Origin of the sequence: Spirillospora sp. NPDC048819 (assembly GCF_040650055.1) — a bacterium.
In the GTDB taxonomy this organism is placed as follows: domain Bacteria; phylum Actinomycetota; class Actinomycetes; order Streptosporangiales; family Streptosporangiaceae; genus Spirillospora.
In genome coordinates, this window is sequence record NZ_JBEZGN010000030.1 from 108371 (window position 1) to 133470 (window position 25100).

At 72.6% G+C, this 25100-nt stretch carries 15 protein-coding genes; 8 read left to right on the forward strand and 7 right to left on the reverse strand.

Features of this window, described 5'->3' with window-relative positions:
• Positions 1–87: 87 nt before the first annotated feature.
• Both AB0C35_RS32315 and AB0C35_RS32320 read right to left on the reverse strand, forming a co-directional pair.
• Positions 88–2334, reverse strand: a complete 2247-nt coding sequence (locus AB0C35_RS32315; protein ID WP_358464268.1) for an MBL fold metallo-hydrolase — start codon at positions 2332–2334, stop codon at positions 88–90.
• Positions 2331–8342 (reverse strand): hypothetical protein, encoded by a 6012-nt coding sequence (locus tag AB0C35_RS32320; RefSeq protein ID WP_358464271.1) that lies wholly within the window; start codon positions 8340–8342, stop codon positions 2331–2333. The genes AB0C35_RS32315 and AB0C35_RS32320 overlap by 4 nt, the downstream gene beginning before the upstream one ends.
• Before the next feature lie 543 nt (positions 8343–8885).
• Here AB0C35_RS32320 and AB0C35_RS32325 point away from each other — a divergent pair.
• Together AB0C35_RS32325 and AB0C35_RS32330 are read left to right on the forward strand one after the other, a co-directional pair.
• On the forward strand, positions 8886–10670 hold the full coding sequence (locus AB0C35_RS32325; protein WP_358464274.1) for a serine/threonine-protein kinase: 1785 nt from the start codon (positions 8886–8888) through the stop codon (positions 10668–10670).
• Positions 10671–10709: 39 nt separating this feature from the next.
• Positions 10710–13556, forward strand: coding sequence for a DUF262 domain-containing protein (locus AB0C35_RS32330; RefSeq protein WP_358464277.1), 2847 nt, complete (start codon positions 10710–10712; stop codon positions 13554–13556).
• Between the two features lie 25 nt (positions 13557–13581).
• Here the strand turns inward: AB0C35_RS32330 and AB0C35_RS32335 are convergent, their stop codons facing one another.
• On the reverse strand, positions 13582–13875 hold the full coding sequence (locus AB0C35_RS32335; RefSeq protein ID WP_358464280.1) for a PGPGW domain-containing protein: 294 nt from the start codon (positions 13873–13875) through the stop codon (positions 13582–13584).
• A gap of 129 nt (positions 13876–14004) precedes the next feature.
• Between AB0C35_RS32335 and AB0C35_RS32340 the strand changes: the two genes are divergently transcribed.
• Positions 14005–14505: an NUDIX domain-containing protein gene (locus AB0C35_RS32340; RefSeq protein ID WP_358464283.1), complete on the forward strand. Its 501-nt coding sequence runs from the start codon at positions 14005–14007 to the stop codon at positions 14503–14505.
• 31 nt (positions 14506–14536) lie between these two features.
• Here AB0C35_RS32340 and AB0C35_RS32345 read toward each other — a convergent pair whose 3' ends face one another.
• On the reverse strand, positions 14537–15154 hold the full coding sequence (locus tag AB0C35_RS32345; protein ID WP_358464286.1) for an excalibur calcium-binding domain-containing protein: 618 nt from the start codon (positions 15152–15154) through the stop codon (positions 14537–14539).
• Positions 15155–15371: 217 nt separating this feature from the next.
• On the opposite strand from AB0C35_RS32345, the gene AB0C35_RS32350 reads away from it, so the two are divergent.
• Positions 15372–15776, forward strand: a complete 405-nt coding sequence (locus AB0C35_RS32350; RefSeq protein WP_358464289.1) for a PPOX class F420-dependent oxidoreductase — start codon at positions 15372–15374, stop codon at positions 15774–15776.
• Positions 15777–15838: 62 nt separating this feature from the next.
• Here the strand turns inward: AB0C35_RS32350 and AB0C35_RS32355 are convergent, their stop codons facing one another.
• On the reverse strand, positions 15839–18691 hold the full coding sequence (locus AB0C35_RS32355; protein WP_358464292.1) for an AAA family ATPase: 2853 nt from the start codon (positions 18689–18691) through the stop codon (positions 15839–15841).
• 131 nt (positions 18692–18822) lie between these two features.
• Here AB0C35_RS32355 and AB0C35_RS32360 point away from each other — a divergent pair, with 131 nt between their 5' ends.
• From AB0C35_RS32360 to AB0C35_RS32375, 4 genes are all read left to right on the forward strand, one after another.
• Positions 18823–20256 (forward strand): MFS transporter, encoded by a 1434-nt coding sequence (locus tag AB0C35_RS32360; protein ID WP_358464295.1) that lies wholly within the window; start codon positions 18823–18825, stop codon positions 20254–20256.
• A gap of 27 nt (positions 20257–20283) precedes the next feature.
• Entirely contained in the window at positions 20284–20916 is a 633-nt protein-coding gene (locus tag AB0C35_RS32365) for a hypothetical protein (protein ID WP_358464298.1), read from the forward strand.
• Complete coding sequence (locus tag AB0C35_RS32370; protein ID WP_358464301.1) at positions 20913–22415, forward strand: multicopper oxidase domain-containing protein; 1503 nt, start codon at positions 20913–20915, stop codon at positions 22413–22415. Before AB0C35_RS32365 ends, AB0C35_RS32370 begins: the two co-directional genes overlap by 4 nt.
• Before the next feature lie 204 nt (positions 22416–22619).
• A complete protein-coding gene (locus tag AB0C35_RS32375; RefSeq protein WP_358464304.1) occupies positions 22620–23468 on the forward strand; it encodes an SAM-dependent methyltransferase in 849 nt (282 codons plus the stop codon).
• A 113-nt stretch (positions 23469–23581) separates the two neighbouring features.
• On the opposite strand, the gene AB0C35_RS32380 is transcribed toward AB0C35_RS32375, so the two are convergent.
• Entirely contained in the window at positions 23582–24169 is a 588-nt protein-coding gene (locus AB0C35_RS32380; RefSeq protein ID WP_358464307.1) for a hypothetical protein, read from the reverse strand.
• Positions 24166–24600 (reverse strand): ATP-binding protein, encoded by a 435-nt coding sequence (locus AB0C35_RS32385; protein ID WP_358464310.1) that lies wholly within the window; start codon positions 24598–24600, stop codon positions 24166–24168. Before AB0C35_RS32385 ends, AB0C35_RS32380 begins: the two co-directional genes overlap by 4 nt.
• Positions 24601–25100 lie beyond the last annotated feature (500 nt).

A 25100-nucleotide genomic window follows, 5' to 3' on the forward strand; every position in this document is an offset into this window, starting at 1 on the left:
CACTGATTCCACTTTGTCAAGACACAAGAAGTAACAACCATTTCGGCCTAAATCACAATAGCCTCAGAAACCACACGAGTGCATTTTTCACACGGTGTTCCCGGCACGCCATCCGCGGGTGTCCGCCGTCCGCCGGCCGCGGACGCGGAGGACCTCGCCGAACGCGCGCTGACGCCCGGGAAACCCGTGGACCAGCATGATCTCCCGGGCCGCGACCTCGTCCGCGATATCGAGCAGGCCGCGGCGGTCGGCGTGCGCGGAAAGCCGCAGCGTCTCCACCCGGGCACGGACGGGGACGGTGATCTCACCGGCGTGATCGGCAAGCGCGAAGGTCCCGCCCGCAGCGGTGAGACCGAGTAGCGCCCGGCCAGGCGATTCCTCGTCCTGATAACCGGAGATGAACAGCGCGCTGCCCGGTTCGGGCAGAATCCTGCGCGCCCACTGAACGGCGGGGCCGCCATTCAGCATGCCCGAGGTGGAAACGACGACCCCCGTCCGGAAGGTATCGAGTTCGGCCGGCCGGTCGGCGACCGCGACGGCGCCCCCGAACACCCGCAGGCGCGGATCCAGCGTCTCGAAGACGGTGGCCAGGTCGGCGGCCATGCCGTCGACGCGGACGGGGACCTCGGGCAGTTGCCGCCGCAGGATCAGCGCGATCTCCTGGGCGCGCCCGAGCGCGAATGCGGGGATCAGCACCCGGCCGCCGCCCTGGTGGATCTCGGCGACGGCGCGCACCAGCCCGGCCGCGCCCGCGTCCCGCCCGTCGTGGTCGTTGGTGCAGCAGGTCGACTCCATGACCAGCAGGTCGGCGGCGCGAGCGGACTCGGGGACGCGGTAGCCGCCGACGGTCTCCTGCCGGAAGCCGGAGATGTCGCCGGTGACGACGACACGCCGGTCCCCGGCACGGACCACCGCCCCGGCCGCGCCCAGGATGTGGCCCGCCGGGAACAGCTCGACGGTCAGCGCACCGATCCGGCGCGGAACGCCGAACGCCAGCTCCTCGCAGCGCCCCGCCGCGACCTCGACGTCCCGCCGGCCGTAGAGGACGGCGGCGTCCGCGCCCCAGCGGGCCCGCCGGCGTTCCCGCGCCGCCATCACCTTGGCGGTGTCGGCCCACATCACCGGCATGAGGGCCACGGTCTCCGGGGTGGCGAGCACCCGCAGGTCCGGGCGCCGGGCGACGAGGCCGGGGACGTAGCCGCAGTGGTCGTTGTGGGCATGGGTGACGATCACCGCGTCGATCGGGCCGTCCAGGGCCCGGTCGATGGCGCGGGGCGGCTCGGCGCGGTCGCCGGGCCGGAGCCCCGCGTCGACGAGGATGCGGGTTCCGCCGGCCTCGACGAGCAGGCAGGACCCGCCGATGTGGGTGTCGCCGCCGAGCGGGACGGCCCGGAGATCCAGTTCCGCGGCGACCGTGACGGGCGGCGGGACCGGGTCCACGACGGCGCGCAGCGTCGAAAGGATCTCGGCGGGGTCTCGTCCGGCGGCGCGGGCCGCGGCTGCCAGGTGCGCGTTGTGGCCTCCGCCGGGCGGCGCCGCGTCGCGGCGGGGGTCGCGGCGGGGGTCGCGGGCCTCCGCGTCCTCGGCCGGGCGCGGCGGCGGTTGTTCGAGTACGCGCAGGAGCGCCGCGGCGAGGGCCCGCGGCTCCGTCCACCGCCGGCGCTCGATCGCGAGCCGACGGGTCAGGTCGTCCGCGCGTTCCTCCTGTTCGGCGAGGGCCTCCCGGGTGTCGGCGAGCCGTCCCGCGGCGCCCCGCGCGTCCTGCCGCGCGTACTCCAGGCGTCCGTGCGCGGCTTTGAGCCGTTTCCGCAGGTCGTCGATCTTGCGGGTGGCGCGTTCGGCGTTCCGGCTCGCGCGTTCCGCGGCCCGGCCGCGGCGCTCGACCCACCTCAGCCCGGCCTGGACGACGGCGTCGTCGGGATGCAGCAGGACGGCGGCGAGCGCGCGGGCCTCATCCCCGGCCCCCGCCTCCGCGAGGCGTTCGGCCGCGTTGCGGCGCAGTGCGGGGAACCGGGCGAGCGCCGACAGCAGCATCGGTGTCCGCTCCTCGACCAGCAGGCCGGGGTCGGGCGGGAGACGGGCGGCGGACGGACGTTCCAGCACCGCCAGCGCGACCGCGAGCAGCACCGGCCCGAGCGCCTCCCCGTTGACGGCGGGCCCGGTGACGGCAGGCTCGGTGGCGGTGGGCCCGGCGGCGGCAGGCCCCGTGGCGGCAGGCTCGGTGGCGGCAGGCTCGGTGGCGGCAGGCTCGGTGGCGGCAGGCTCGGTGGCGGCAGGCTCGGTGGCGGTGGGTTCGGTGGCGGCGGGCTCGGTGGCGGCGGGCTCGGTGGTCATGCGTCCTCCGCCCAGCGGGTCGCCTCGGCGAGGACCGGTTCGCACGCGAGCTCGCCGTTCGCGAGCTCCAGCGCGCCGAGCACCAGCAGCGCCTCCACCACGTCGTGCGTCCCGTCGTAGCCGTGCTCGCGCAGGTCACCGGGGCCGAGTCCCGCCGTCCCGTCCTCGCCGAAGAGGGTGAGGAGGGTCGCGAGGTCTTCGTGGGGGTCGCGGGCGTCCTCCGCGACGAGGATCCGCCAGGCGGCGGCGAGGCACGGGTCGGCCCGCACGCCGGTGGCGTCCAGGAGCGCCGCCGGCCGGAGGCGCACCTGCCGCAGCACGTTCTCCAGCGCCTGGTCGCGGTCGCGGCCGTGCTCGGTGAGCGCGGTCACGACCCGTCCGACCAGCGCCGGCCAGCCGCCGGTGCGGCGGACCAGTTCACGCTGCCCGGCGTCGTCGGGGAAGCCGACGGAGTCCTCCAGCATCCACTGCCGGATCGCGGGCGGGTCGAAGCGCCGCAGCGGCACCAGTTCGACGTCGTCGTCATGCGCGTACCGGAGCCAGTGCGCGGCCGACGCGGGCCCGGCGACGAGCACGACGGCGAGGGTCCCCTCGCCGGACCGGTCCGCGACCGCGTCCCGCGCCTCGGCGAACCGCCGTTCGAACTGGTCGCCGTCCCGCGCCGCGTGCAGATCGGCGACGATCACGTCGTGGCCGGGGCGGCGGCGGGCGTGGAGCACGTGGCCGCCGAACGTCCCCTCCCCCGGCCGGACGACGCCGACATGCAGACCGGACCGGTCGGACGCCATCGCCTCCAGTGACGCGACGACCCGCTCGGCGTGCAGTGCCGCCGACCCGGCCACCACGTGGACGAGACGGCCGGGCCGCAGCAGCCCGGTGATCTGGCCGATGCTGAGCGGCGCGCGGTCCGGCCCCTCCAGGTGCGGCATCCGGTAGGAGTGGGCGTCGAAGTGGTCGGGCTCATCGAAGTCGCCCGCGTTCTCCAGGGCGTTCTCCACCTCGCGGACGCCGCCGAGCAGCCGCAGGATGTGCGGGGTGCGCAGGCGGTACCGGCCGTCGTCCACACCGAGCACGCCCAGGTTGACGCATTCGGCGAGGAGGCTGCGGAAGTCGTCGCCGCTGCAGTCCTTGAACCCCTTCGCCCACCAGTACCGGCACTCCTCCCGCAGCTCCTTCACCGTGAGGGCCGCATCGGCGCCGTCGGCGTCGCCGTCGCCGTCGCCGAGGGAGTGCAGCGCCACCGTGTAGGCGATGACCTTGTACCGCTTGTCCAGGTTCAGCGTCCATTCGAACCGGTCCTGGAAGCCGCGGACGAGCTTCTGGTCGCGCCACACCTCCGCCACGTCCTCGCCGGTGATCTCGTACGGCAGCGTCCGGGGGCTCTCCCGCAGCCGGGCGAGCAGCTTCTCCGCGAACAGCTGGACGAGCGCCGGGGCGTTGTTCGCCTCGGCGATCACGCGGGCGGCGAGCGTCTCCGGGAACACGAACCCGAGCGTGGCCAGCGGCCGGACGAGCAGGTCGAAGGCGTCCTGGGGCTCCAGCGGCCCGATCGCGATGGGGTCGCCGAGCTGGGCGAGGGGCTGGTTCGGCAGGCTGTGGAACCGGGCGGTCTGGTGCAGCCCCGCCCACACCACCTTGACGCGGCGGCCGGTGTCCTCCATGAGGGTTCGCAGCGCGGTGACGTCCTCGAAGCGGCCCCGTTCGGCGTCCTGGTTGAGGAAGCTGTCGGCCTCGTCCAGCAGGATCAGCAGCTGCCGGTTCCCGTCGGCGCCCGCCCAGGCGCGCACCGCCTCGACCACCTGGTCGCGGCTCACCAGCCCGGACCGCACCACGCCCGCCTTCGCCAGCCGGTCGCCGAGCTTCGGCCACAGCGACATCGACCGGACCTTCCCGACCGTCTGGATGTTCTCCAGGATCACCGTGCGGTTCGGATCGGGCTCCAGGTCCCGTTCCGCCTTGCGCAGCAGCGCCGACTTGCCGAGCTGCCGCCCGCCGAAAACGAACGACGGCCCCATCCGGTCGGTCACCTTGCGGACCTGCTCGGACCGCCCGTAGAACATCTCCTCCGGGACGTCCCCGGCGGGGGTGTAGGGGTTGGTGGCGGTGAACGGCGCCAGCAGCGCCACCGACACCGACCAGTCCTGCGGCCGGCACGCCAGGTAGGCGATCGCGGCGTCGTCGAGGACCCCGGCGACCGGGGCGGGACGGTCCCGCGCGGCGCGGCCGAGCTGCTCACGGTCGCCCCCCGACAGGACGCCGAAGTAGAACACGAGCACCGTCTCGCCCTCGGGCTGCCCGCCCAGGAGGTCGATGAGCTGCCGCGGGGCGGGACGCCCCCAGAGCAGCAGCAGACGCAGCCGCCGCCCCGACGGGCTCTTCTGCGAACCGAAGGCGGGCAGCAGTGCCCCGCCCACCGACCCGACATGCCGGACGTCGTCGAGCCCGATCCACATCCGCTCGGGCGCCTGGCCGGCGTCGGTCTGCGTCCCCTCCAGCCCGATCATCTTGAGGACCGCGTCGACCAGCGACCGCATGTTCCCCGCCGTCTTCGACTGGCCGCCGTCCCGGAGGTTCAGCCACTTGCGCAGCCCCTCCCCCGCGACCCGGCGGGACGCCTCCCGCATCGACGCGATGTCGACGCCGGCGCCGGTGAGCAGGTCGTACAGTCCCGGCTCGGCGACGTCCCGGCCGGCGATCAGGGCCTCCTTCAGGTCGTCGATGTATCCGCTGGTCTCCTGCTTGCGGGCGCGTTTCCCGGTCAGCACCGACCGCCGGTGGAACACGTCGGGAAACGCCGGGTAGAAACGTCCGAAATCCGTGTCCTCGGACATTTCGGGGAGCTGCCTGCCCGCCTTCAGCTGCGCCAGGAACTCCCGCGCGGTCGTCAGGTCGCCCACCTCGATGTGCCGCTCGATGCGCCGCACGTCCGCCGCGCGCAACTCCCCCGCCTGCTCGGCGAGGGCCGCGCGCTCGGCCTCGATGGCGTCGTCGCACTGCCGCCTCAGCCGCGCGAGCAGCGCGTCGAGTTCCCCGCCGATCCGGTCGAAGTCGTGGCGGTCGGCGTTGAGCAGCCGCCGCACCGCCTCCTCGGCCTCGCGTTCCCCGCCTTCGGTGAGCACCCCGTCCCGCCGTGACGTCGCGATCAGGTCGCGGACGTGCTCGACACGCGTGTCCCGCCCGGCCCGGGCGTCCCGGACGAGGTCGTCCCGGCGCGCCCGCAGCCGTGCCGCGGTCTCCGGGTCCGGCGCCTGAAGGACGGAGACGACCGCCTGCGTGCCCCGGTGGTCCAGCCGCGCGGCACGTGCCTCGAACACGGCGTCCCAGTCGGGCGGGCCGGCCTTCGCGACGGACACGAGGGGCCCCAGGGCGACCTCGCCGTCCAGCTTCAGCGTGTGCGGGTCGAGCGGGACGCCGGCGGGCAGCAGGTCCCGGTTGACGACACGCGCGGGCGGCGGCTCGGTCCCGGGCAGCTCCGCCCCGTCCAGCAGGGTGAACACCCCGCCGAGCAGGGACCGCGCCGCCCGCGCCGCCGCGTCCCCCGCGGTGCCGGCCATCGCGGTGAGCGCCGCGTCGATCTCCTGGCGCCGCCCGCTGACCGCCTCACGCAGCTGCCGCAGCGGCCCCGCCCGCCAGTCGCGGTCCCCCGAACCGGCGTCGCCGCTCTCCTTCACCGCGGCCGCCCACCGGCCGGCGGTGTCGAGCGCCTCGTCGATCCATTCGTGCAGCCTGGCCCGCGCCTTCGCGATGATCGGCTTGCCCTTGTTGGGGCCGTTGACCCGTTTGTCGGTCGCGTCGATCAGCCGGTCGACGCCGTCACCGCCGCGCAACCGGACGACCTCGGCGGCGACCTCCCCGGCCCGCGCCGGGTCGTCCTGCGCGGCCGGTTTCAGCAGCTCGTGGATCTCCCTGCCGTCCTGCAGCAGCGCCTTCCACACCTCGGTCGCGCGGGCCAGCTTGTTGGTGCGGTGCGGCGCCTGGTCCAGCAGCCGCGCCGCCTCTCTCGACGCGGCACGGCGCGACTCGGCAAGCCTGGCGGCGCCCCGGATCCAGCCGTCGATGCCCGGGCTCAGGTACAGCCCGGCCCGCGCCGCCCGCGCGAACGCCTCCCCGCAATCCTTGAGGACGTCGTGACGGGACACGACCACGTTGAGGCTCTCCGTGAGACGCGCGGCCTCCGGATGCACCAGCCCGGCTCTGATCGCCGAAGCCCACGCCAGCACCCCGCCCGCCGGGTCGTCGGCGAGCGCCTTGGCGTCCAGCTCACCGGACATGGCGGCGAACTCGGCCGACAGCGGCCCGGCGAACACCGCCATCTCCGTCGCGAGCGCCGCACACCATCGCGCGTTCACCTCCGCGTCCGGCCGCCCCGCCGCCTTGCGCACCCACCCGGCCAGCCCGAACCGCCCGTCCCGCAACGCGGCGACTTCCGCCTCCGCAACCGCGGACCGTCCACCGTCACCGGTTTCCGCGACCGGCTCCCGGACGGGCGCGGACTTCCGGACGGCCTCGGGTACCCGCACGGGCTCGGCCTCATCAGCGGACTCGGCCGCCGGGACGGCCCCGTTCTCACCGGCGGGCACGGCGTCTCCAGCGGGCACGACATCTCCGGCAGGCTCGGTCTCGCCCGGGTCGAGTTCGGCACCGGTTTCCGCCGGCGTCGGCGAGCCCTCGTCCTCGGGCTCGGTGGACGCCTCCGGTTCCGCCGTGTTCGGCTCGTCGTCGGCGAGCACCCGCTCAAGGAAGGCGTCGAGGGCGGACATGTCGGCCTCGTCCGCGGGGGGCGCCTCGTCCTCGGCCGAAGACCCTTGCTCTGGCACGGGAGCCGCAACCGTCCTGGCCTCCGCGGCCGTCCGGGGCGCCGGGACGTCCACGACCTCGGGGATCTCACCCTGGCCGGTCGCCTCATCCCCCGGGACGGGGGCCGCTCCGTCGCCGGGGGCCGTTCCGTCGCCGGGGACGTCCGCGATCGCGAGCCGGCCCATCAGCGCGACGTCGACAAGGCTGTGCCAGCGGGCCGGCAGTCCGGCGCGCGCCTTCTCGGCCAGGGCCGGACCACGCCGCTGATCCTCCTCGGCGGCCATCACGGCGATGAGCTCGGCGAGGACCGCGAGTCCGTCGCCGCCGTCGTCTTCGGCCGCCGCCCGGCGCACCTCCTCCAGCAATCCGGCCACGAACTCCGGCCCTTCGACGCCGCGCAGCCCGCGCGCCCGCCCCCGCCTCCGGCCGGCCTCGACCGCGGCCTCCACAGCGGATGCAAGCGCGGGCAACTCGGCGGGACGCTCCCCGGGAAGCACGGCGTCGATCCGTGCGCGGAGTCCGTCGAAATCCGCGACCACGTTCTGGATGAGCGCCAGGTCGCCGTCATCGGGCCGGTGACAGTCCCGCAGGAATCCCGCAGTACGCGCCGCCGCGTCCGCCGCGTCAGGGAACCTGCCGCGCAACTCGTCCAGCTCCGCGGCGAGGTCCTCGGGACGGGCCGCAGCCGCGGTCTCCTCCGGCTCCCGCCGCGCGACCTCCCTCAACTCCAGAAGAGTGATGGGATGCGCGGGCAGCTCCGGATGTTCCTCCCGGTGCGACGCCCACGCGTCCCGCGCCCCGGGCATCCGCTCGCCGGGCTCCGCCGCCAGCAGACCGAGAGCGACCACGGCGAGCGGCCGGTCCTCCATGACCACGCGCGCGAGTCCCCAGCGCACGAGCGCTTCAGGAGCCTCCCAGCCCAGCAGCGCCCGCAGCCCGGGTGCCCGCTCGAGGACGGCCGCAGCGGTGTCCGCGGAGAGCAACGCCACGCAGTCGTCCGCGTCGAGCCCGTCAGCGTTCCCGAAGCCGTGGACGAAGACACCACCGAGGAGGAACCGCAGGTTGTTCCGCTGCTTCGACGCCCCGTGGCGCATGGTGCGCAGCACCTGTTCGGCCGCACCCGGCGGAAACCTCTTCCCGCCTCCGAGACGGACGATCTCCAGTACCGCACGCACCAGCTCCGGCGGGCTCGACCGCAGGAAGCTCCGCATGCCCGCGGCGGACACCTCCGTCAGCGCCGCGTCCTCAAGCTCCGCAAGCCCGGCGGCACATTCCGCAAGAGACCCGAAAGGCGCCGGCCCTTCGTGACACCCTTCACACCGAGAGCCGTGCCCCATCCCCATCACCCCGTCCTCCGCCGTCGCCGCCACACCGCGGGTGGCCTGTGACGCGACCATAACGCAGAGTTCTGTTCCAGTCCATCAATTCGCAAAATTTGTGTTGATCGAATTCACATAACCACGCCAAGCCCTCCTGCGACCGTCCGGCGACTGCGACCCGCCGCCGGCCGAAGGACCCTCACGTCCAATACCGGCCCGATCACCTGACCGGCTATCCAACGTGCTTGATCAAGTGCTATCCTCCGCGTTGATCGAGTTCACAGCATCACCGTTCCCGATCACGCGTGAACGCGTGCGCGGCATACGCCGTCCCAAGCGCGCCGATGCTCCCCGCGCCACCGCTGCCGCAGCGACCGAAGAAGGGCGGGGCCTCCGCGTGCACGCTTCACCGACACACGGCCGTGGCAAGCGAACATGACGACAAGCAAGCCGCTGACCTCCCGCGATCCGGAGCGACTCGGCGAGTACCGGCTGGCGGGACGGCTCGGCGAAGGCGGCCAGGGCGTCGTCTACCTGGCCGAGGACGAAAGCGGCCGACAGGTCGCCCTGAAAGTCCTCCACGACCGCAGCGGCTCCCGCGACGCCCTCGTCAAGGAGATCTCGGCCGCCCGCAAGGTCGCGTCCTTCTGCACCGCCGAGATCCTCCACGTCGGCGAGGACGACGACCTCCCCTACGTCGTCACCGAGTTCATCGACGGCCCGTCCCTCCGCGAACTGGTCGAGGAGAAGGGCCCTCAGAGCGGTCCAGCCCTGTATCGCCTCGCGATCGGAACCGCCACGGCGCTCGCCGCGATCCACCAGGTGGGCATCGTGCACCGCGACTTCAAACCGGGGAACGTCCTAATAGGCCCCGACGGCCCCCGCGTCATCGACTTCGGCGTGGCCCGTTCCGTGGACGCGACCGTCACCGCCGCCAGCACGGTCATCGGCACACCGTCCTACATGGCCCCGGAGCAACTCGGCGGCGAAACGGTCGGCTCCGCCGCCGACGTGTTCGCCTGGGGCGCGACCATCGCCTACGCGGCGAACGGCAGGCCGCCCTACGGCCAGGACACGATCCCCGCGGTGATGAACCGCATCGTCAAGGGCAGACCCGACCTCGGCGGCCTCACCGGCCCGCTCCGCGACCTGGTCACCCATGCCCTCACCAAGGACCCGGCCGAACGACCGCAGAGCCGGGACGTCCTGCTGCGGCTCCTGGAACACTCACAAGGCCCCATCGCAGCCCCGGAGGCACTCGCCCAGGGCCGCGCCCTCGCCATGGCGGACGACGACTCCCTCGCCGGCGAACGCACCGCCCGCTGGGCCACCGTCCGCCTCCCCGCCGAGCCTTCACGGCGTCCTCTGTTCCAGCGCGGCGTCCTCGTGACCGGCGTCCTCGCCGCCGTGGCGCTCCTCGCCGCCACCGTGGCGATAGCCCTCAACGGCGACTCCTCCGAACGCACCCGAACCGCTGCGGCCGCACCCACGTCCGCGCCGCCGCGCCAATCCACCTCACCGCGTTCGTCACCGGCCGCGACGCCCCGCACCGGCCCGCCGAGAACTCCCTCCGCCGTCGCCGCCGCCATCCAGAAGGCGGTCGCCCGGCACGAAACGGCCACCTTCGCCGCCGAGGGCGGAATGACCCAGAGCGCCGACAGTTTCGAGGCGCAGGGGCGGTTTCATTACCAAGACGGCAGAAGCACGAACTACGACCTCACAGCACGCACCGACCTGGCCGCCGCCATGTACGGCGATTACAGCGATCAGCGCATCATAATTCTGGCGAACTGCGCCTACTACCGCGTGCACCCGGAAGAGTGCGTGCCCACCAATGTCGACTCCATGTACGAGGGTATGGACGTCATGATCTGGACGGCGATCGAGGTCAGGTGGGTGACGTCCCCGTACAACATCATCGAATTGCTCCGGAAATCCATGTCCCTCAAAAGGAGCACGGACGCCGGGACCATCACCTACCGCGGCACGGCGTCCGGTGCGAGGCTCGCCGCCGATGGCCCGATAGCGCCCTTCTACGCGATGTTCGGCAGCCGGCTCACCAATGTCACCTACACCCTGGTCACCGGCCGCGACCATCTCCCCCAGCGCCTGGACATCGACGTGTGGTCAACGATCCAGACGGACCTGGTCTACCACTCACTTTATTCCGCCGCCTACCGCGACTGGGGTAAGAGCGGGATCATCACCCGCGTCTACTGACGCATCTCACACAGGAACCGAAAACGGAGGTCTCTGTATATGCAGGCTCACGAAGTCGCCTTTTTCAAGCTCATCGAGGGTGAGAAGCAGTTCCAGATCCCGCTGTACCAGCGCACCTACAGCTGGGGTCACCGGGAATGGACGCGGCTGTGGGCCGACGTGCTCGAACACGCGGACATCATCGCAGCCGGAGAAGACCGGACTCCGCACTTCATCGGCTCGGTCGTCCTGGCGCCGGGCACGATGTCGGCCGGGGACATCCAGCGGTGGCTGGTCGTCGACGGGCAGCAGCGCCTGACGACGCTGATACTGGCGAGTTGCGCCCTGCGCGACCGGTTCCGCGAGATCGCGCCCCATGAGGCCGACCGGATCCACAAGCAGTACCTCGTCAACGAGTACCGCGACGGACTCGACCACCTCCGGCTACTGCCCACCCAGGCCGACCGGAAGGCGTTCACCGCCTGCATCGAGAGCGGGGCGACGGCCGGAGGCAGCGACGGCATCGGCGCCGCGTACCGGTTCTTCAAGCAGGCCCTGATCGACTACGACCCCGACGGGGACGTGGCGGCGCTCAAACGGTTGGAGACGGTCGTCCGCGGCCGGCTGTCCGTCGTGGAGATCACCGCCGAGCAGGGCGACAACGTCTACCGGATCTTCGAGTCGCTCAACAACACCGGCGTCAAGCTCAGCCAGACCGACCTGCTGCGCAACTACGTCTTCATGCTGCTGCCGACGATCGGCGAACGCGTCTACACCAAGATCTGGCTGCCCATGCAGGAGGAGCTGGGCGCCGCCAACCTCGAACTGCTCGCCTGGCTCGACCTCGTGATCCGCGGCGACTACCGCGCGAAGCAGAGCGAGGTCTACCGCGCCCAGCAGCGCCGCCTCGGCGAGATCGTCCAGCGGGGCGGCGAGGCGGCCCTCGAAGGGGAGATCGCCGAGCTGTACCGGCGCGGCCGGCTGCTCATGCGGGTGGTCGAACCCGCGCGGGAGACGGACGGGCACCTGCGTGCCGTCCTGGCGCGCCTGCAGGAGTGGGGCGGGCAGATCACCTTCCCCATCGCGCTGCACATGCTCGACCTGCTCGACCATGGACGGGCCGCGGCGGCGGAGGTCACCCGCGGGCTGACCTACGTCGAGAGCTTCCTGGTCCGCCGGATGATCGCCGGCATCCCGACGAACAACCTCAACCGGATCCTCAACAGCGCCCCGAAGGAACTGGAGACGGACCGGCCGATCGACGAGGCCGTGCACCGCTACCTGTCGGGGGCGCGCCGCTACTGGCCGTCGGACGAGCAGCTCCGAACGGCCATTAAGACGAGGCCGTTCTACTGGTCAGGCCGCCCGAACCAGCGTTTTTTCGTGCTCAAGTGCCTGGAACAAAGCCACCGGTCGACGGAGCCGGTCGATTTCGCGGCGGCCAAGCTCACCATCGAGCACGTGATGCCGCAGACCGCCACGCAGGAATGGATGAACCTCCTGTCCGCCGAGGTGACCGACGAGGACGGTCCCGCAGAGCTTCACGCGGAGTTGCTGCACACGCTCGGCAACCTCACCTTGACGGCGGACAACTCCAAGCTCTCCAACAGCCCGTTCCACCGCAAACAGGAGATCTTCGACGCCAGCGCGCTGCGCATGAACCGCGAGATCGCCGATGCGCCGAGCTGGGGCAAGGCGCAGATCCTGGAACGCGCAGAGCGCCTGGCCGAGCGTTCCGTGTCGCTGTGGCCGGCGCCGCTGCCCGGCGGGTCCGACCTTGAGGACGAGCGCCGCACCTGGGTCCAGCTCCGGCGCCTGCTCGCCGAGCTCCCCACCGGCTCCTGGACGACCTTCGGCGACCTGGCCGCGGTCATCGGCTCGAACCCCGCCGGCGTCGGAACGTACATGGCGTCGCGTCCCGGCCTGGAGCACGCCCACCGCGTCCTCACCTCCGAGGGGACGGTGTCGCCGTCGTTCCGCTGGCCCGACGACCGCGCGGGGACGGCCCGCGACGTCCTCGAAACCGAGGGCGTCGCCTTCTCCGGGAGCGGCGCCGACCCCGCCCAGCGGCTCACCGCCAAGGAACTCGCCAGGCTCATCGGCATGGACGCCCCCGAAGACCCCGACGACCGGGACGCCCTCGAGGACCGCTTCGCGCGGCAGCTCTCCGCCCTCGGCGACGACATCTCCGACATTGTCGGCCAAGCCCTCCGGCACTGGACCGGCCGGGGCGGCAACCTCGACTTCGGAACGGCGGAGACGAACTGCATCCCCTGGCTGGACCACCCCGATGACGCCCACGACTGGATCTGGCCCGTCGTCTTCTACCCGCGCAGCGCGAAGATCGAGGTGGTGTTCCAGCACCTCGCGAAGCGCCCTCCGTTCGACGGCGACGCCCTGCGCGAGGAGTTCCGCCGCCGGCTCAACCGGATCGACGGCGTGGAAATCCCCGAGAACCGCCTCACCAAGCGTCCCAACATCCCCATCGCCGTGCTCTCCGGCGGCGGTCTCGAGCCCTTTCTGGAAGCACTCGACTGGTTCATGGACCAGGTCGGCACCGCCGTTCCCCGAGTGGAACCGGCAGCGGACGCCGGAACGGCCGACGCGGATCTCGCCGCCGAATTCCATGGCGCGATGCTGCTCCTCTACGCCCGCACCAAGACCGAGGCCGAATACAACGCCTCCGCGTTCCTGAGCATGGTCACCGAGCACGGTGGCGTTGGCGCCGCCAAGATCCTCCTGGCGTCCCCGACCATTACGGACGGCTTCACCGCCCTCCACGAACGCGGCCGCCTGGACCTCACGGTGGAAGCCCACGCCCTCGACCCGCGCTTCATGCCGCTCTTCACCGAGGACGAACAGGACAGGGCCCGCCACCGTCTGACCGAGGCCGGCTACCGCCCTTGAAAGGCGGCGAATGATCGCAGGACCATTACGGCTTGGACGCGCCCCGGCCTCGTGGCATCTTCGTCTTGACGTGGTGCCACGCGGTGCGGGCGTAGCCGTTCAGGCGTTCGCTGATGCGGCGGGCCCGGGGGAACTCGGTGCCCAGCAGTCCCAGTCCGGCGAGGATCGCCACGATGCCGGGCCCCGGCAGCACCAGCATCGCGATCCCCGCCACGATCAGGCCGAACCCGACGACCGCGACCGCGATTTTGCGCAGCAGCCGGACGGGCGTCCCGCGCCGCGGCGCCGGATCGGCCTCTGTCTCAGTTCGATGCGTCACGCTGGCGGTCAAGTCGCCCCCCGGGTCGTTGTCCTCTCCCTTTGGGACGAACCGGACCGTCCCCGAAGATCCCGATCAGCGGCGGTGTGGCCGACACCACACCGTCCCGGGACGGCTAGCATTCCGGCAATGAAGATCCGGTTTGCCGCGCCCCGTGCGCGCAGGCGCCTCGGGATGCTGGTTCACCGGACGGTCGCGCGGATGTGGAAGCGCCTCGGCGGGCGGATGCAATGGCGGCTCGCCCGGCTCAGGCACCGGACGTTCCTGGTGTACGCGGGCGGGATCGTCCGGGACGATCAGGGGCGGATCCTGCTGCTGCGGCACCGGCTCTGGCCCGCCTACCGCGCGTGGGGGCTGCCCGGCGGATACGTCAACGCCGGCGAGCGGCTCGAGGACGGCGTCGCCCGCGAGATCCGGGAGGAGACGTCCCTGGAAGTGGAGGTCACCGGACGCCCGGTCGGCCTCGCCAGCGGGTTCCGGCACCGGGTGGAGGCGTACTACGAGGCGCGGGTGACGGGCGGGCGGCTCGAGCTCGACGCGGCGGAGATCCTGGAGGCGCGCTGGTACGCGAACGACGAACTGCCGAACGAGATGTCCCCGCGTCTCCGCAACCTGATCGCGTCCCTGTGAACCCGCAACCGGACGCTCCGCCTCCGGTGGCCTATGGCTCCTCGCCGGGCGGCCCGGACGGTTCGTCGCCCGGCTGCGGCTCCGACGGCTCCTCGCCGGGCCCTGCGGGCGGCGGTTCCTCGCTCGGCACCGGGGCGGACGGCTCCACGCTCGTCTCCCCATCCGAGGGCTCCGGCGCCGGGCTGGACGGCTCCGGGCTGGGCGGCTCCGGGCTAGGGCTCGGCTCCCCCGTTTGCCGGCCGGGCCGGGGTTCGCAGTCGATGCCGTCGGCGTCGGCGTCGTGGTACCAGTCGTACTCGGGGTCCACGCCCTTGACGTACGGGCCGTATCCGTGGGCATTGGCCTCCGCGCAAGTGTCGAAACGCGGATCGAGGCCGTAGCCCTCACGCGGTTCCCGGGTTGCGGGCTCTTCGCCGGGCTCGTCTGGCACGGCGGGCGGTGACCGTCCTCCGTCCGGCGCATTCGGCGGGACCGGGGTGGACGGCGCCGCGGATCCGGACGGTGTGCTCTGCGGGAACTCCTCGTCCTCCTGGCCGCACGAGACGAGGCAGCCGAGGAGCAGGATCGCGGCCAGCGCGGCGAGAACCGACGGGAACCGCCACTTCGGGCGAATGCGGCGCGCGAGGCGACCGGGAGGCGATGCGGACATGCCGTGACCTTCATCCGTCGAGTCCGCCGCATCAGCCTCATTTCACCCGAAAGGCCTCAATAGAGACATAAGCAACAGATATCGCAGCGGCAAACATCCATCTAATTATCGAGCCCACCCGTTCGGCCTGGTGGTCATCAGGATCCCGGCCGGGCGGCCCACCGGGCGTCCACGGGGAGCTTGACCTCAACCGAGCTTGAGGTCACATGCTGGCGGCATGAACCTCACCGACCTCGAACGCGAATACCTCGCCACCCAGCGGCTCGGCCGCCTGGCCACCGTCGGCCCCAAGGGCGACCCGCAGAACAATCCCGTCGGATTCACCTACAACACCGAAACAGGCACCATCGACATCCGCGGCTACAACCTCGCCGGCACTCGCAAATACCGCAACCTGCGCGACAACGACCAGGTCGCCTTCGTCGTCGACGACCTGGCCTCCGTCACGCCGTGGCACGTCCGCGGCATCGAGATCCGCGGACGCGCCGAAACGGTCACCGGGGACGCCCCGCAGCAAGGCTCCCACTTCAGCGGCGACCTCATCCGCATCCACCCGGACAAGATCTTCACCTGGGGCATCGACCCGGACTCCGACGGCATGACCAAACGCACCGTCCCCTAACGTGCACGACCGCTCCCCCGGTGAGTCCACGAGGCGCGAGGCGGGCGCCGGCCGCCGGTTTGTCAGGCATCGTCGAACAGGCGGAGGCGGTGGGCGGTGGCGGCTGCCGCGCCGCGGCCGGTGACGCCCAGTTTGGCCAGGATGTTGGACACGTGGACGCTCACGGTCTTCGCGCTGATGAAGAGCTGTTCTCCGATCTGCCGGTTGGTGTGCCCGGCCGCGACCAGCCGCAGCACTTCCTTCTCCCGGTCGGTCAGCCCCAGCCGGTCAAGGGCGTTGCCCGCGATGGGGGTGTCCGGGGCGAGAGCGAGATGGGCGTTGCGCGCCAGTACCCGGATCTCGTCCAGCAGCGGCGCGGCTCCCAGTCGTCCGGCGACCTCGGCGGCGTTCCGCAGCCGGACTGCCGCGCCTTCCCGGTCTCCTGCGGCCAGGGAGCCTTCTGCGGCGCTCAGCCCGGCACAGGCCATCTCGAACGGCCGCTCCAGCCGCTCCCACCCGTCCGCGACCTCGGCCCACATCTCCACGAGCCCCGCGCCGGCGATGTCGGCGGCGGGCGCGAGTGCGCTGAGTTCGGCGGCCACATGGGCCGCGTACTGCGTACGCAAAGGCGTGTCCGCGGGCAGGCGGGCTTGGGCGGCGCGCAGTTCGGCGGTCAGGCCGGCATGGCGGGCCTCCGTGGTCACCGGACGAAGCAGGGAGGCGATCCGGGCGGCGGCGAGCAGTAAGGGCCAGACGTCGCGAGTGCCCGCAGCGGCCAAGGCACCGGTGAGCAGATCGCAGGCGTGGTCGTGACGATCCTCGCGGACGGCCAGCGACGCCGCCACCGCGACGGCCTGGGGGCCGGGTGGTCCGCCCGCCATCGAGCCGGCCGAGGCCGACTCCGCGCGGGCAGTGTCCCACTCGCCTCGGGCCAGGGCCGTCTCCGCCAGGAGGAGATGCAGTTCGGCGGCGGCCTGCCCCTGCGGGTCGCGTTCGAGAGCGGACCGGGCCGTGGCCACCGCTTCGTCCCACGCGCCGGTCGCGGCGAGTGCCGTGCCCAGCCGGAACGCCAGATGGGTGCCCAGAGTCCGTTCCAGGCCGCACTGGCGGGCGGCGGTGAGGCCGTCCCGCGCGGCGTCGCGCGCCTCCCCGTGGCGGCCGAGGACGTTGCAGGTCTCGGCGATGTTGAGGCAGGCCCGCGCGATGCCGACCGGATCGTCATGGTCGCGGGCGAGGTCGCGGGCGCGGCCGAGGACGCGCAGCGCCTCGTCGTGGGCGCCGGTGCCGGCGAGCGCCCAGCCCAGCGTGATGCGCACGTTGATCTCCAGCGCGGTGTCGCCGTCCTCGACGGCGAGCCGGGCGGCTTCGGCGGCGGCGTCGCGGCCCCGTTCGGCGGCTCCGTGCATCGTGAGCACGGCGGCGGTCAGGTCGAGGATCCGGGCGCGTTCGGGTCCGGTGACCGCGGGCAGCAGTTCGCCGGCCTCTTCCACCGCGGTGAGCGCCCCGTCGCGGTTCAGTTCGTGCAGTGCGATGCCCCGCTGCGCGAGGAGGCGCGCCACCCGCGCGGGCTCGCGGACGCGGTCGGCTTCCGCGAGCGCACGGTCGAGCAGTTCCAGGGCCCGGAGCGGCTCGCCGGCCCAGTTGGCCGCCGCGACCGCCGACTCGAACAGCGTGAGCCGGCCGATTCCCTGACGCCCGGTCTCGGGCACCCGGTGCCACAGCTCCAAGGCCCGTTCGAGCAGTTGCGCCTGTTCCGCGGGGGCGGAGAGCCGCTCGGCGACCCGCGCCGCCTCCAGCGCGGCCTCCAGCGCCTCCGCGGCCCGGCCCGCGCCGTGCCAGTGGAACGCGAGTTCGGCGGCGTACCGGTCCGGCGCGACGAGGCCGGGGTGGGCGCGCAGCGCCTCGGCGTAGGCGCGGTGCAGGCCGATGCGGTCGGCGGGCAGGAGCTCGTCGACGACCGCCTCCTGGATCAGCCCGTGCTGGAAGGCGTAACCGTCTCCCTCGGCGACCAGAACCCGGGCCTCGGCGGCGGCCCGCAGCGCGTCCAGCAGCGCCGGTTCGGCCAGCCCGGAGGCCGCGCCGAGCAGGCCGTGCGACACCCGGCGCCCGCCCACCGCGGCCACCTCCACCAGCCGCCGCGGCCGCGGGGCGAGCTCCTGAACGCGGACCAGGAGCAGGTCGCGCAGTGAGTCCGGCAGGGGCCCGTCGACGGCTCGCGCGAGCTCCTGCGCGTAGAGCGGATTGCCGCCCGATCGCCGGTAGACCTGGTCGGTGACCGCCGGGTCCGCCGCCGCGACCAGTTCGGCGGTCTCGGTGCGCGACAGCGGCTCCAGCGTCGTCCGGCGCACCCGGTCCAGGCGGGCCCACCGGGCGAGGAACGGGCGCGCCGGATGGCGCCGGTCCAGATCCGAGCGGCAGGTGACGACGAGCAGCACCGGGGCGGGCCGCGGCGCCCGGACCAGAACCTCCAGCAGGTCGCGGGTGGACCGGTCGGCCCACTGCAGGTCGTCGATCAGCAGCGCCGTGGGACGCTGCCCGCCCAGCCCGCGCAGCAGCGCGGTGAACAGGTCGAACAGCCGGGCCTGGGGGTCGGGGCCGCGCTGGTCGGGGTCCATCTCGGGCAGGAGCCGCAGCAGCCCGTCCACGCCCGGCAGCAGCCGCCGCAGCTCCGGCGGCCCCGGTTCGTCCACCAGGCGGCGGAGCACGGCGGTGATCGGCGCCAGCGGCAGCCCTTCGGTGCCCAGCTCGACACAGGCGCCCCGCAGCACCCGCATGCCGCCCTCGGCGAGGTCCGCGCCGGCCCGCTCCAGCAGACGCGTCTTGCCCATGCCCGGCAGCCCGGTCACCAGCACCGCCTGCGGCTCCCCGCCCCGCGCGTCCCGGGCGGCGGCCGTGACGGCGTCCAGCACCGCCCGCCGCCCCACGAACGCTGTCACGCCCCGAGCGTACTAAGGCCCCTCAGCCCGGATCTAAGGCACCGGATAGGACATCGCTCCGAAGCGAGACCGCCCCGCTCAGCGCGAGGCTCCAAGGCGTCGGTCACCGCACCGCCGAAAGGAGCCGCATCATGACGCACCAGGCCGTCTCGCCACGGGCGGAAGCCTGGCCGGGGGATCCTCGCCGCTGGGGCGCGCTGGCCATCGTTCTGCTGGCCGTGTTCATGGACCTGGTCGACATCACCATCGTCCTGGTCGCCGCCCCCGTCATCCAGGACGATCTGGGCGCCGCCAACGCCGACGTCCAATGGATCATCGCCGCATACGCGCTCGGCCTGGGGCTGCTGCTGATCACCGGTGGCAGGCTGGGCGACATCCTCGGCCGCAAACGCATGTTCCTGACCGGCATCGCCGGATTCACGGCCGCCTCCGCCGCCTGCGGACTGGCGCAGGGCATCGGCATGCTGATCGCCGCGCGCACCGTCCAGGGAGCCGCCGCGGCCATGATGGTGCCCCAGGTGCTGGCCACCATCCAGGTGGCGTTCCCGCGTGAGGAACGTCCGAAGGCGCTCGGCCTGTACGGCGCGGTGAACGGGCTCGCGGCGGCCGCCGCGCCCATCGTCGGGGGGCTGCTGGTCGGCAACGACGTGTTCGGGCTGGCCTGGCGCTCGGTGTTCTGGGTGAACGTGCCCATCGGCCTGGCCACGCTGCTCGGCGCCGCCGTGCTGATGCGCGAGTCCCGCTCGCCCCGGCCGCCCCGGCTGGACCTGCCCGGCGTCGCCCTGGTGACCGCCGGCCTGCTGCTGGTGCTGTATCCGCTGATCCAGGGCGCCGAACTGGGCTGGCCCGGCTGGGTGTGGCTGATGATGGCCGCCGCCGTCCCCGTCCTCGCGGTGTTCGCCCGGCTCCAGGCCCGCCGGGAGAGCGGGCACACGCAGCCGCTGATGCCGGTGTCGCTGTTCCGGCGGCGGTCGTTCGTGGCCGGGCTGGCCGTGGTCGTCGCCATGTTCTCCTCGATCACCGCGCTGTTCCTGGTGCTCACCCTCCAGCTCCAGCAGGGGCACGGCTTCTCCGCGCTACGGGTCGGCCTGACCTTCCTGGCCTGGCCGCTGGGGCTGGCCGCCACCTCGGGCCTTGCGGTGCGCCTGGCCGGCACGGCCGGACGCCGCCTGGTGGCCGCGGGGGCGCTGGCGCTGACCGCCGCCATGGTCGCGCTGATCGGCACGATCGCCGCGGCGGGAGACGGCCTGGGCGCCTGGCACCTGGTACCCGGGCTGCTGCTCGGCGGCCTCGGCTTCGGGCTGGTCGCCCCGGTCCTGGTCGGCATCGTCCTGTCGGCCGTGCCCGCCGCCGACGCCGGCGCCGCCTCCGGGGTGGTCAACACCGTCATCCAGGTGGCCGGCGCCACCGGGGTAGCCGTCGTCGGCGCGCTGTTCACCACCCTCCTGGCCGGCGGACGGGACATCGACACCGCCGCGCAGTGGTCCCTCGGCTACGCCGTCGCCGCCTTCGCCCTCGGACTGGCCCTCACCCGCGCACTGCCCTCACGAGCCCGCTCGCTGTAGATCCGTCACTCCATGAAGGGAAACGCCATGACCACGCTCGCCACCGCCGAAGGCGTCCGCGACGACCACGTCGTCGTCCCCATGCCCGCCGCGTCCGGCACCGCCCGGCTGAGCTTCGACGACGGCCTGGAGCAGATCACCCTGCGCCCCGACACCGCCCAGGCCGATCTCCTGGACGCGCGCTTCGGCACGCCCCTGCCCACGGTGTGGACCTCCGAGGCCAACGTGCACATCGCCTACTCCACCGGTGCGCGCCTGCTGAGCCGCTCCCGTCCCTCCACCCTCGCCCTCAACCCCACCGTGCCGTGGGCGCTGGACGTCCACGGCGGCGCGCAGCACCTGGACGCCGACCTCACCGGCATCGACGTCCGCTCGGTGACGTTCCACTCGGGCGCCGCCCACGTCCGCCTCAAGCTGGACCGCCCGGCCGAGGCCCGCGTGATCCGGCTGGCCTCGGTCAAGGACCTGCGGATCGAACGTCCCGCGGACGTCCCGGTCCGGCTGGAGGCGGCCAAGGGCATCACCAAGGTCACGCTGGACGACGAGTGGTACGGCGCGGTCGGCGACGGACTGACCCGGTCCACCCACGACTCCGGCGCCCCCGGCTACCATCTGATCATCGCCGGCGGCGCCGACACCGTCACCGTGGAGCCCACATGAAGCGCCGCACCCTCCTGAAGGCCGGACTCGTCGCGGTGCCCGCCACCGCGGCCGCCTCCGCCGGCGGCGTCGGATGGTGGTGGTCCGGCGCCGACCTGAACACCGCCGGGAAGATCCGGTTCGAGAACCGGCTGTCCGTCCCGCCGACGGCGCCCTCCCGCCTCGACGCGGACGGCCGGCGCGTGTTCGACCTGCGCGCGGCACCGGGCCGGCACCGCTTCCGGCCCGGCGCCGCGACCCCCACCTGGGGCATCAACGGCCCGCACCTGGCACCGACATTGCGGGCGACCCGAGGCGAGACGGTGCTGATCCGCTTCCGCAACGATCTGCCGGAGACCACCACCCTGCACTGGCACGGCATGCACCTGCCCGCCCGGATGGACGGCGGCCCCCACCAGCCGGTCGAACCGGGCGCCACCTGGTCACCGACCTGGACGATCGACCAGCCCGCCGCCACCCTCTGGTACCACCCGCACCCCCACGGCCGCACCACCGTCCACGTCTACCGCGGGCTGGCGGGCCTGTTCATCCTGGACGAGCCGGATCCACCGGAACTGCCCGGCCGGTACGGCGTCGACGACGTCCCCGTCATCGTGCGGGACATCAACCTGACCGACGACAACCGGCTCGACGAACGGCACCGGTCCCAGGGCAGCGTCGGCATGGTCGGCAACCTGATCACCGTGAACGGCACGGCGGCCCCGTACCTTCCCGTGACCACCCAGCGGATCCGGCTGCGGCTGCTCAACGCGTCCAACTCGCGGATCTACAACTTCGGCTTCGCCTCCGGACGGGAGTTCACCCAGATCGGCACGGACGGGGGCCTGCTGCCCACACCGTACGAGACCGGCCGGATACAGCTGAGCCCGGGCGAACGCGCCGAGATCGTGGTGACCATGCGGCCCGGGGAGCAGGACGTCCTGCGCAGCTTCCCGCCCCGCACCGGCCTGAATCTTTGGGACCGGCGCTGGACCGGCGCCGACGACACCCTCGACATCCTCCAGCTGCGCGCCGCGCCGCGGCTCACACCGTCGCCCCCGCTCCCCGGCCGGCTCGCCGACCCTCCCCGCCTCGCCGACCCGGCGACGCCCCCGGCCCGCCGCTTCCGGCTCGCCAAGTACACGATCAACGGCAGGTCCATGGACATGGACCGCATCGACTTCGCCGCCGCCCAGGGCAGCACCGAGGTATGGGAGGTCACCTCCATCGACGGCACCCCCCACAACTTCCACGTCCACGACGTGCAGTTCCAGGTGCTGTCGGTCGGCGGCGACGACCCGCCGCCGCACCTGCGCGGCTGGAAGGACACCGTCCATACCCCGCCGAACGTCCCCATCCGCATCGCCATGCGCTTCCGCGGCACCCCCGACCCGACGGCGCCCTACATGTTCCACTGCCACATCCTCACCCACGAGGACCTGGGCCTCATGGGCCAGTTCGTCGTAACAGCCAACGGGCGGGCCCCAAGCGCCACGACGACACCGGCCCACCATCACTGACCCTCCCCGCCTTCAGCGTCCCCCCACAGCCATGAGACCGGCGGAAGGTTCCACGCGACCCTGGCATCGGCGGAACAGCTTCAAGGTGAAGGACGCGAACGTCCGGCGGGTTTGCCGTTCCGCGCCACGGGAGGGTCCGGCCGGACGCTAGCCTGCGGTGAAAACGGTGGATATATCCGGTGACGCGGATGGAGTGGGGTTCTGGTGGCGGACGAGGCTTCTGGACCGGAGTGGCCGGGCGACCACGCACCGTCCGTTGACCTGCGGACCGACGTGCCGCATTCGGCACGCATGTACGACTACTACCTCGGCGGTAAGGACAACTTCCCGGCCGACCGGGAAGCCGCCGCCAAGGTGCTGGAAATCTTCCCCGACGTGGCTCCCGGAGCCCGCGCCAACCGGCGCTTCCTGGGGCGGGCGGTACGGTTCGCGGCCGGACTGGGCATCCGCCAGTACCTCGACATCGGTACCGGCATCCCGGCAGCCGAGAACACCCACGAGGTCGCCCAGTCGGTGGCCCCGGACTCCCGCGTCGTCTACGTCGACAACGATCCCATCGTCCTGACACATGCACGTGCCCTGCTCGCGGGCACGCCCGAGGGCCGCACCGCCTACCTGGACGCCGACTTCCGCGACGACGAGCGGATTCTGTCCGCACCCGCGACGGCCGCGCTCGACTTCACGCAACCGGTGGCACTGCTCACCGTCGCACTGCTGCATTTCGTTCCGGACGAGGACGGCCCGGGCGATGTCCTGGAGCGCTACAAGGCCGTCATGCCGCCCGGCAGCGTGATGATCTTCTCGCATGCCACCACCGACCTGGTGGACGACTCGGAGGAGTCCAAGGCCGTCGTGCGCGCCTACACGGGCGCCGGAGTGGGCCTGATGCCGCGCTCCCGGGACCGGATCACCGAGTTCTTCACCGGCTGGGACCTGCTCGATCCCGGCGTCGTCCCGGTCAGCGAATGGCGCCCCGACGGCAACCCGCACGACTCCGCCCTGGCGGTTTCCCAGGCGGGAGCCTTCGGCGGTGTGGCGATCAAGCCCGCCTGACCCGCGGACCGACCCTCGGCATCGGGACACCGCACCGACCAGGAGCGTCCGCAACCCTCGGTGCGGAGGCCGGCGGCCATGGTCGTGAGGGCGGCCCATAAGACTTGGGGCGGTCAGAGGGTGCCGCGTTTGTAGTGGTGGTACTGGGAGGCGAGGGTGTCGGTGTCGTAGGCGGGCCATAGCGTCAGGACGCCGTTGTTGCGGTCGATGACGAGGACGTTGTCGGGTGCTTCGGGCGGCGGGGCCGCGGGGCGGGCGACGAAGCCTTCGTCGAAGGGCTCGATGGCCAGCATGACGGGACGGCCGGCGGTCTCGGCGTACCAGGCGTCGGCGCGGCGCCAGGCTTCGGGGCGGTCGACCGGGTGCGCATGGAGGGCGTAGGCGGTGAGGACGTCGGAGATGGTGCGTACCGTCCGGCAGCGGTCGATGCCGCAGGCCAGGCACACGAGCCGGTCGCGGGGGTCGCGTCCGTAGCGGTGGGGGGTGAGGACGGTGGTGAGCGCCGCGGATGTGGCCAGCGTCAGCATCCGCCCGGTACGCAGGAAGGACTGGCTGTAGGGGTCGAGAGTGCCGACGTTCGACTCGGCGAGCGCGTCGAGGGCGTTGGGATCGGTGCGCATGGCGGTGGTCATGGCGGACCGCACCTGGGCGACGGTCCACTCCCGCAGATCGCGGGCGCTACGCAGGTCGCGGGCGCTCACGCCGCTTCTCCCAGGGACGCGGCGAATAGGGCGGCCACGGTGCGGGACCGGTCGTTGCCGAACAAGCCCCAGCCGGACGCGAGCAGCGACACGGTCCGCAGGCCGCGCCCGGACTCGGCATCGTCGGCCGCGTCGGCGACGGCGGGTTCGGACGGGGCGCCCTCGTCGGTGACGGCGACGGTGATCGCACCTTCCCAGCGGGTGATCTCGACGGTGAAGGTGCCGCCGGGCTGGCCGGACTTGGTGTGCCGCAGTGCGTTCACGACGAGTTCGTCCACGGCCAGCAGCACCTCGTCCAGCTCAGGGCAGCCGGGCAGGAGCGCCGCAATGAAGCGGCGGGCGGCGCGGGCCTGGTCGGGTTCGCCGGGGAAGGCGCGCCGCCAGCGCTGCGCGCTCGCGGGTACGGACGGGAGTGGTATCGGGTACGACATCGCGGGTTCCTCAGCGCGTAGTGGCCGGTTCGTCATCGTGCGTGTTCATCGTGACGACAAGAACCGGCCCGCACACGCAAAACCCCACGTCAAGCCACTGATCGGCACGCTCACGCGATGAGCGTCGACCGAGCGGGGAACGAGAATTCGGACGCTCGATAATTGGACGTTCATGCGTGAGGCCACCGTGCGATGAGCGTCGAAGCGACACGGACGCGTCCCGGTCAAGCTTGAGTGCCGGTGTTCTCCGCGACGATCCGGTGCGCAAGCCCACTGACCTGGGCGCGGAGTTCGTCGGGGGCGATGAGCGGAGCGCGCGAACCCGTGGGCGGGTGCGCGCAGCGGTTGGGTCCGCTCGCTCGCGTCGACGTCCTCCCTCTCCAGCCTCGCGGCTTCCGCGCCTAGTACTCCAGCCGCATTTGGAGATCTCGGTCTGATGGAGGCCGGGACGTGAGACGGCCACCGCTGTGATCGTGTGGGTGTGTTGAGACCAGACGATC

Coding starts and splice junctions, on each gene's coding strand:
- AB0C35_RS32315 (WP_358464268.1), bottom strand. CDS start 2,334: ATGACCACCGAGCCCGCCGCCACCGAGCCCGCCGCCACCGAACCCACC.
- AB0C35_RS32320 (WP_358464271.1), bottom strand. CDS start 8,342: ATGCGGAGCTTCCTGCGGTCGAGCCCGCCGGAGCTGGTGCGTGCGGTA.
- AB0C35_RS32325 (WP_358464274.1), top strand. CDS start 8,886: ATGACGACAAGCAAGCCGCTGACCTCCCGCGATCCGGAGCGACTCGGC.
- AB0C35_RS32330 (WP_358464277.1), top strand. CDS start 10,710: ATGCAGGCTCACGAAGTCGCCTTTTTCAAGCTCATCGAGGGTGAGAAG.
- AB0C35_RS32340 (WP_358464283.1), top strand. CDS start 14,005: ATGAAGATCCGGTTTGCCGCGCCCCGTGCGCGCAGGCGCCTCGGGATG.
- AB0C35_RS32345 (WP_358464286.1), bottom strand. CDS start 15,154: ATGTCCGCATCGCCTCCCGGTCGCCTCGCGCGCCGCATTCGCCCGAAG.
- AB0C35_RS32350 (WP_358464289.1), top strand. CDS start 15,372: ATGAACCTCACCGACCTCGAACGCGAATACCTCGCCACCCAGCGGCTC.
- AB0C35_RS32360 (WP_358464295.1), top strand. CDS start 18,823: ATGACGCACCAGGCCGTCTCGCCACGGGCGGAAGCCTGGCCGGGGGAT.
- AB0C35_RS32365 (WP_358464298.1), top strand. CDS start 20,284: ATGACCACGCTCGCCACCGCCGAAGGCGTCCGCGACGACCACGTCGTC.
- AB0C35_RS32370 (WP_358464301.1), top strand. CDS start 20,913: ATGAAGCGCCGCACCCTCCTGAAGGCCGGACTCGTCGCGGTGCCCGCC.
- AB0C35_RS32385 (WP_358464310.1), bottom strand. CDS start 24,600: ATGTCGTACCCGATACCACTCCCGTCCGTACCCGCGAGCGCGCAGCGC.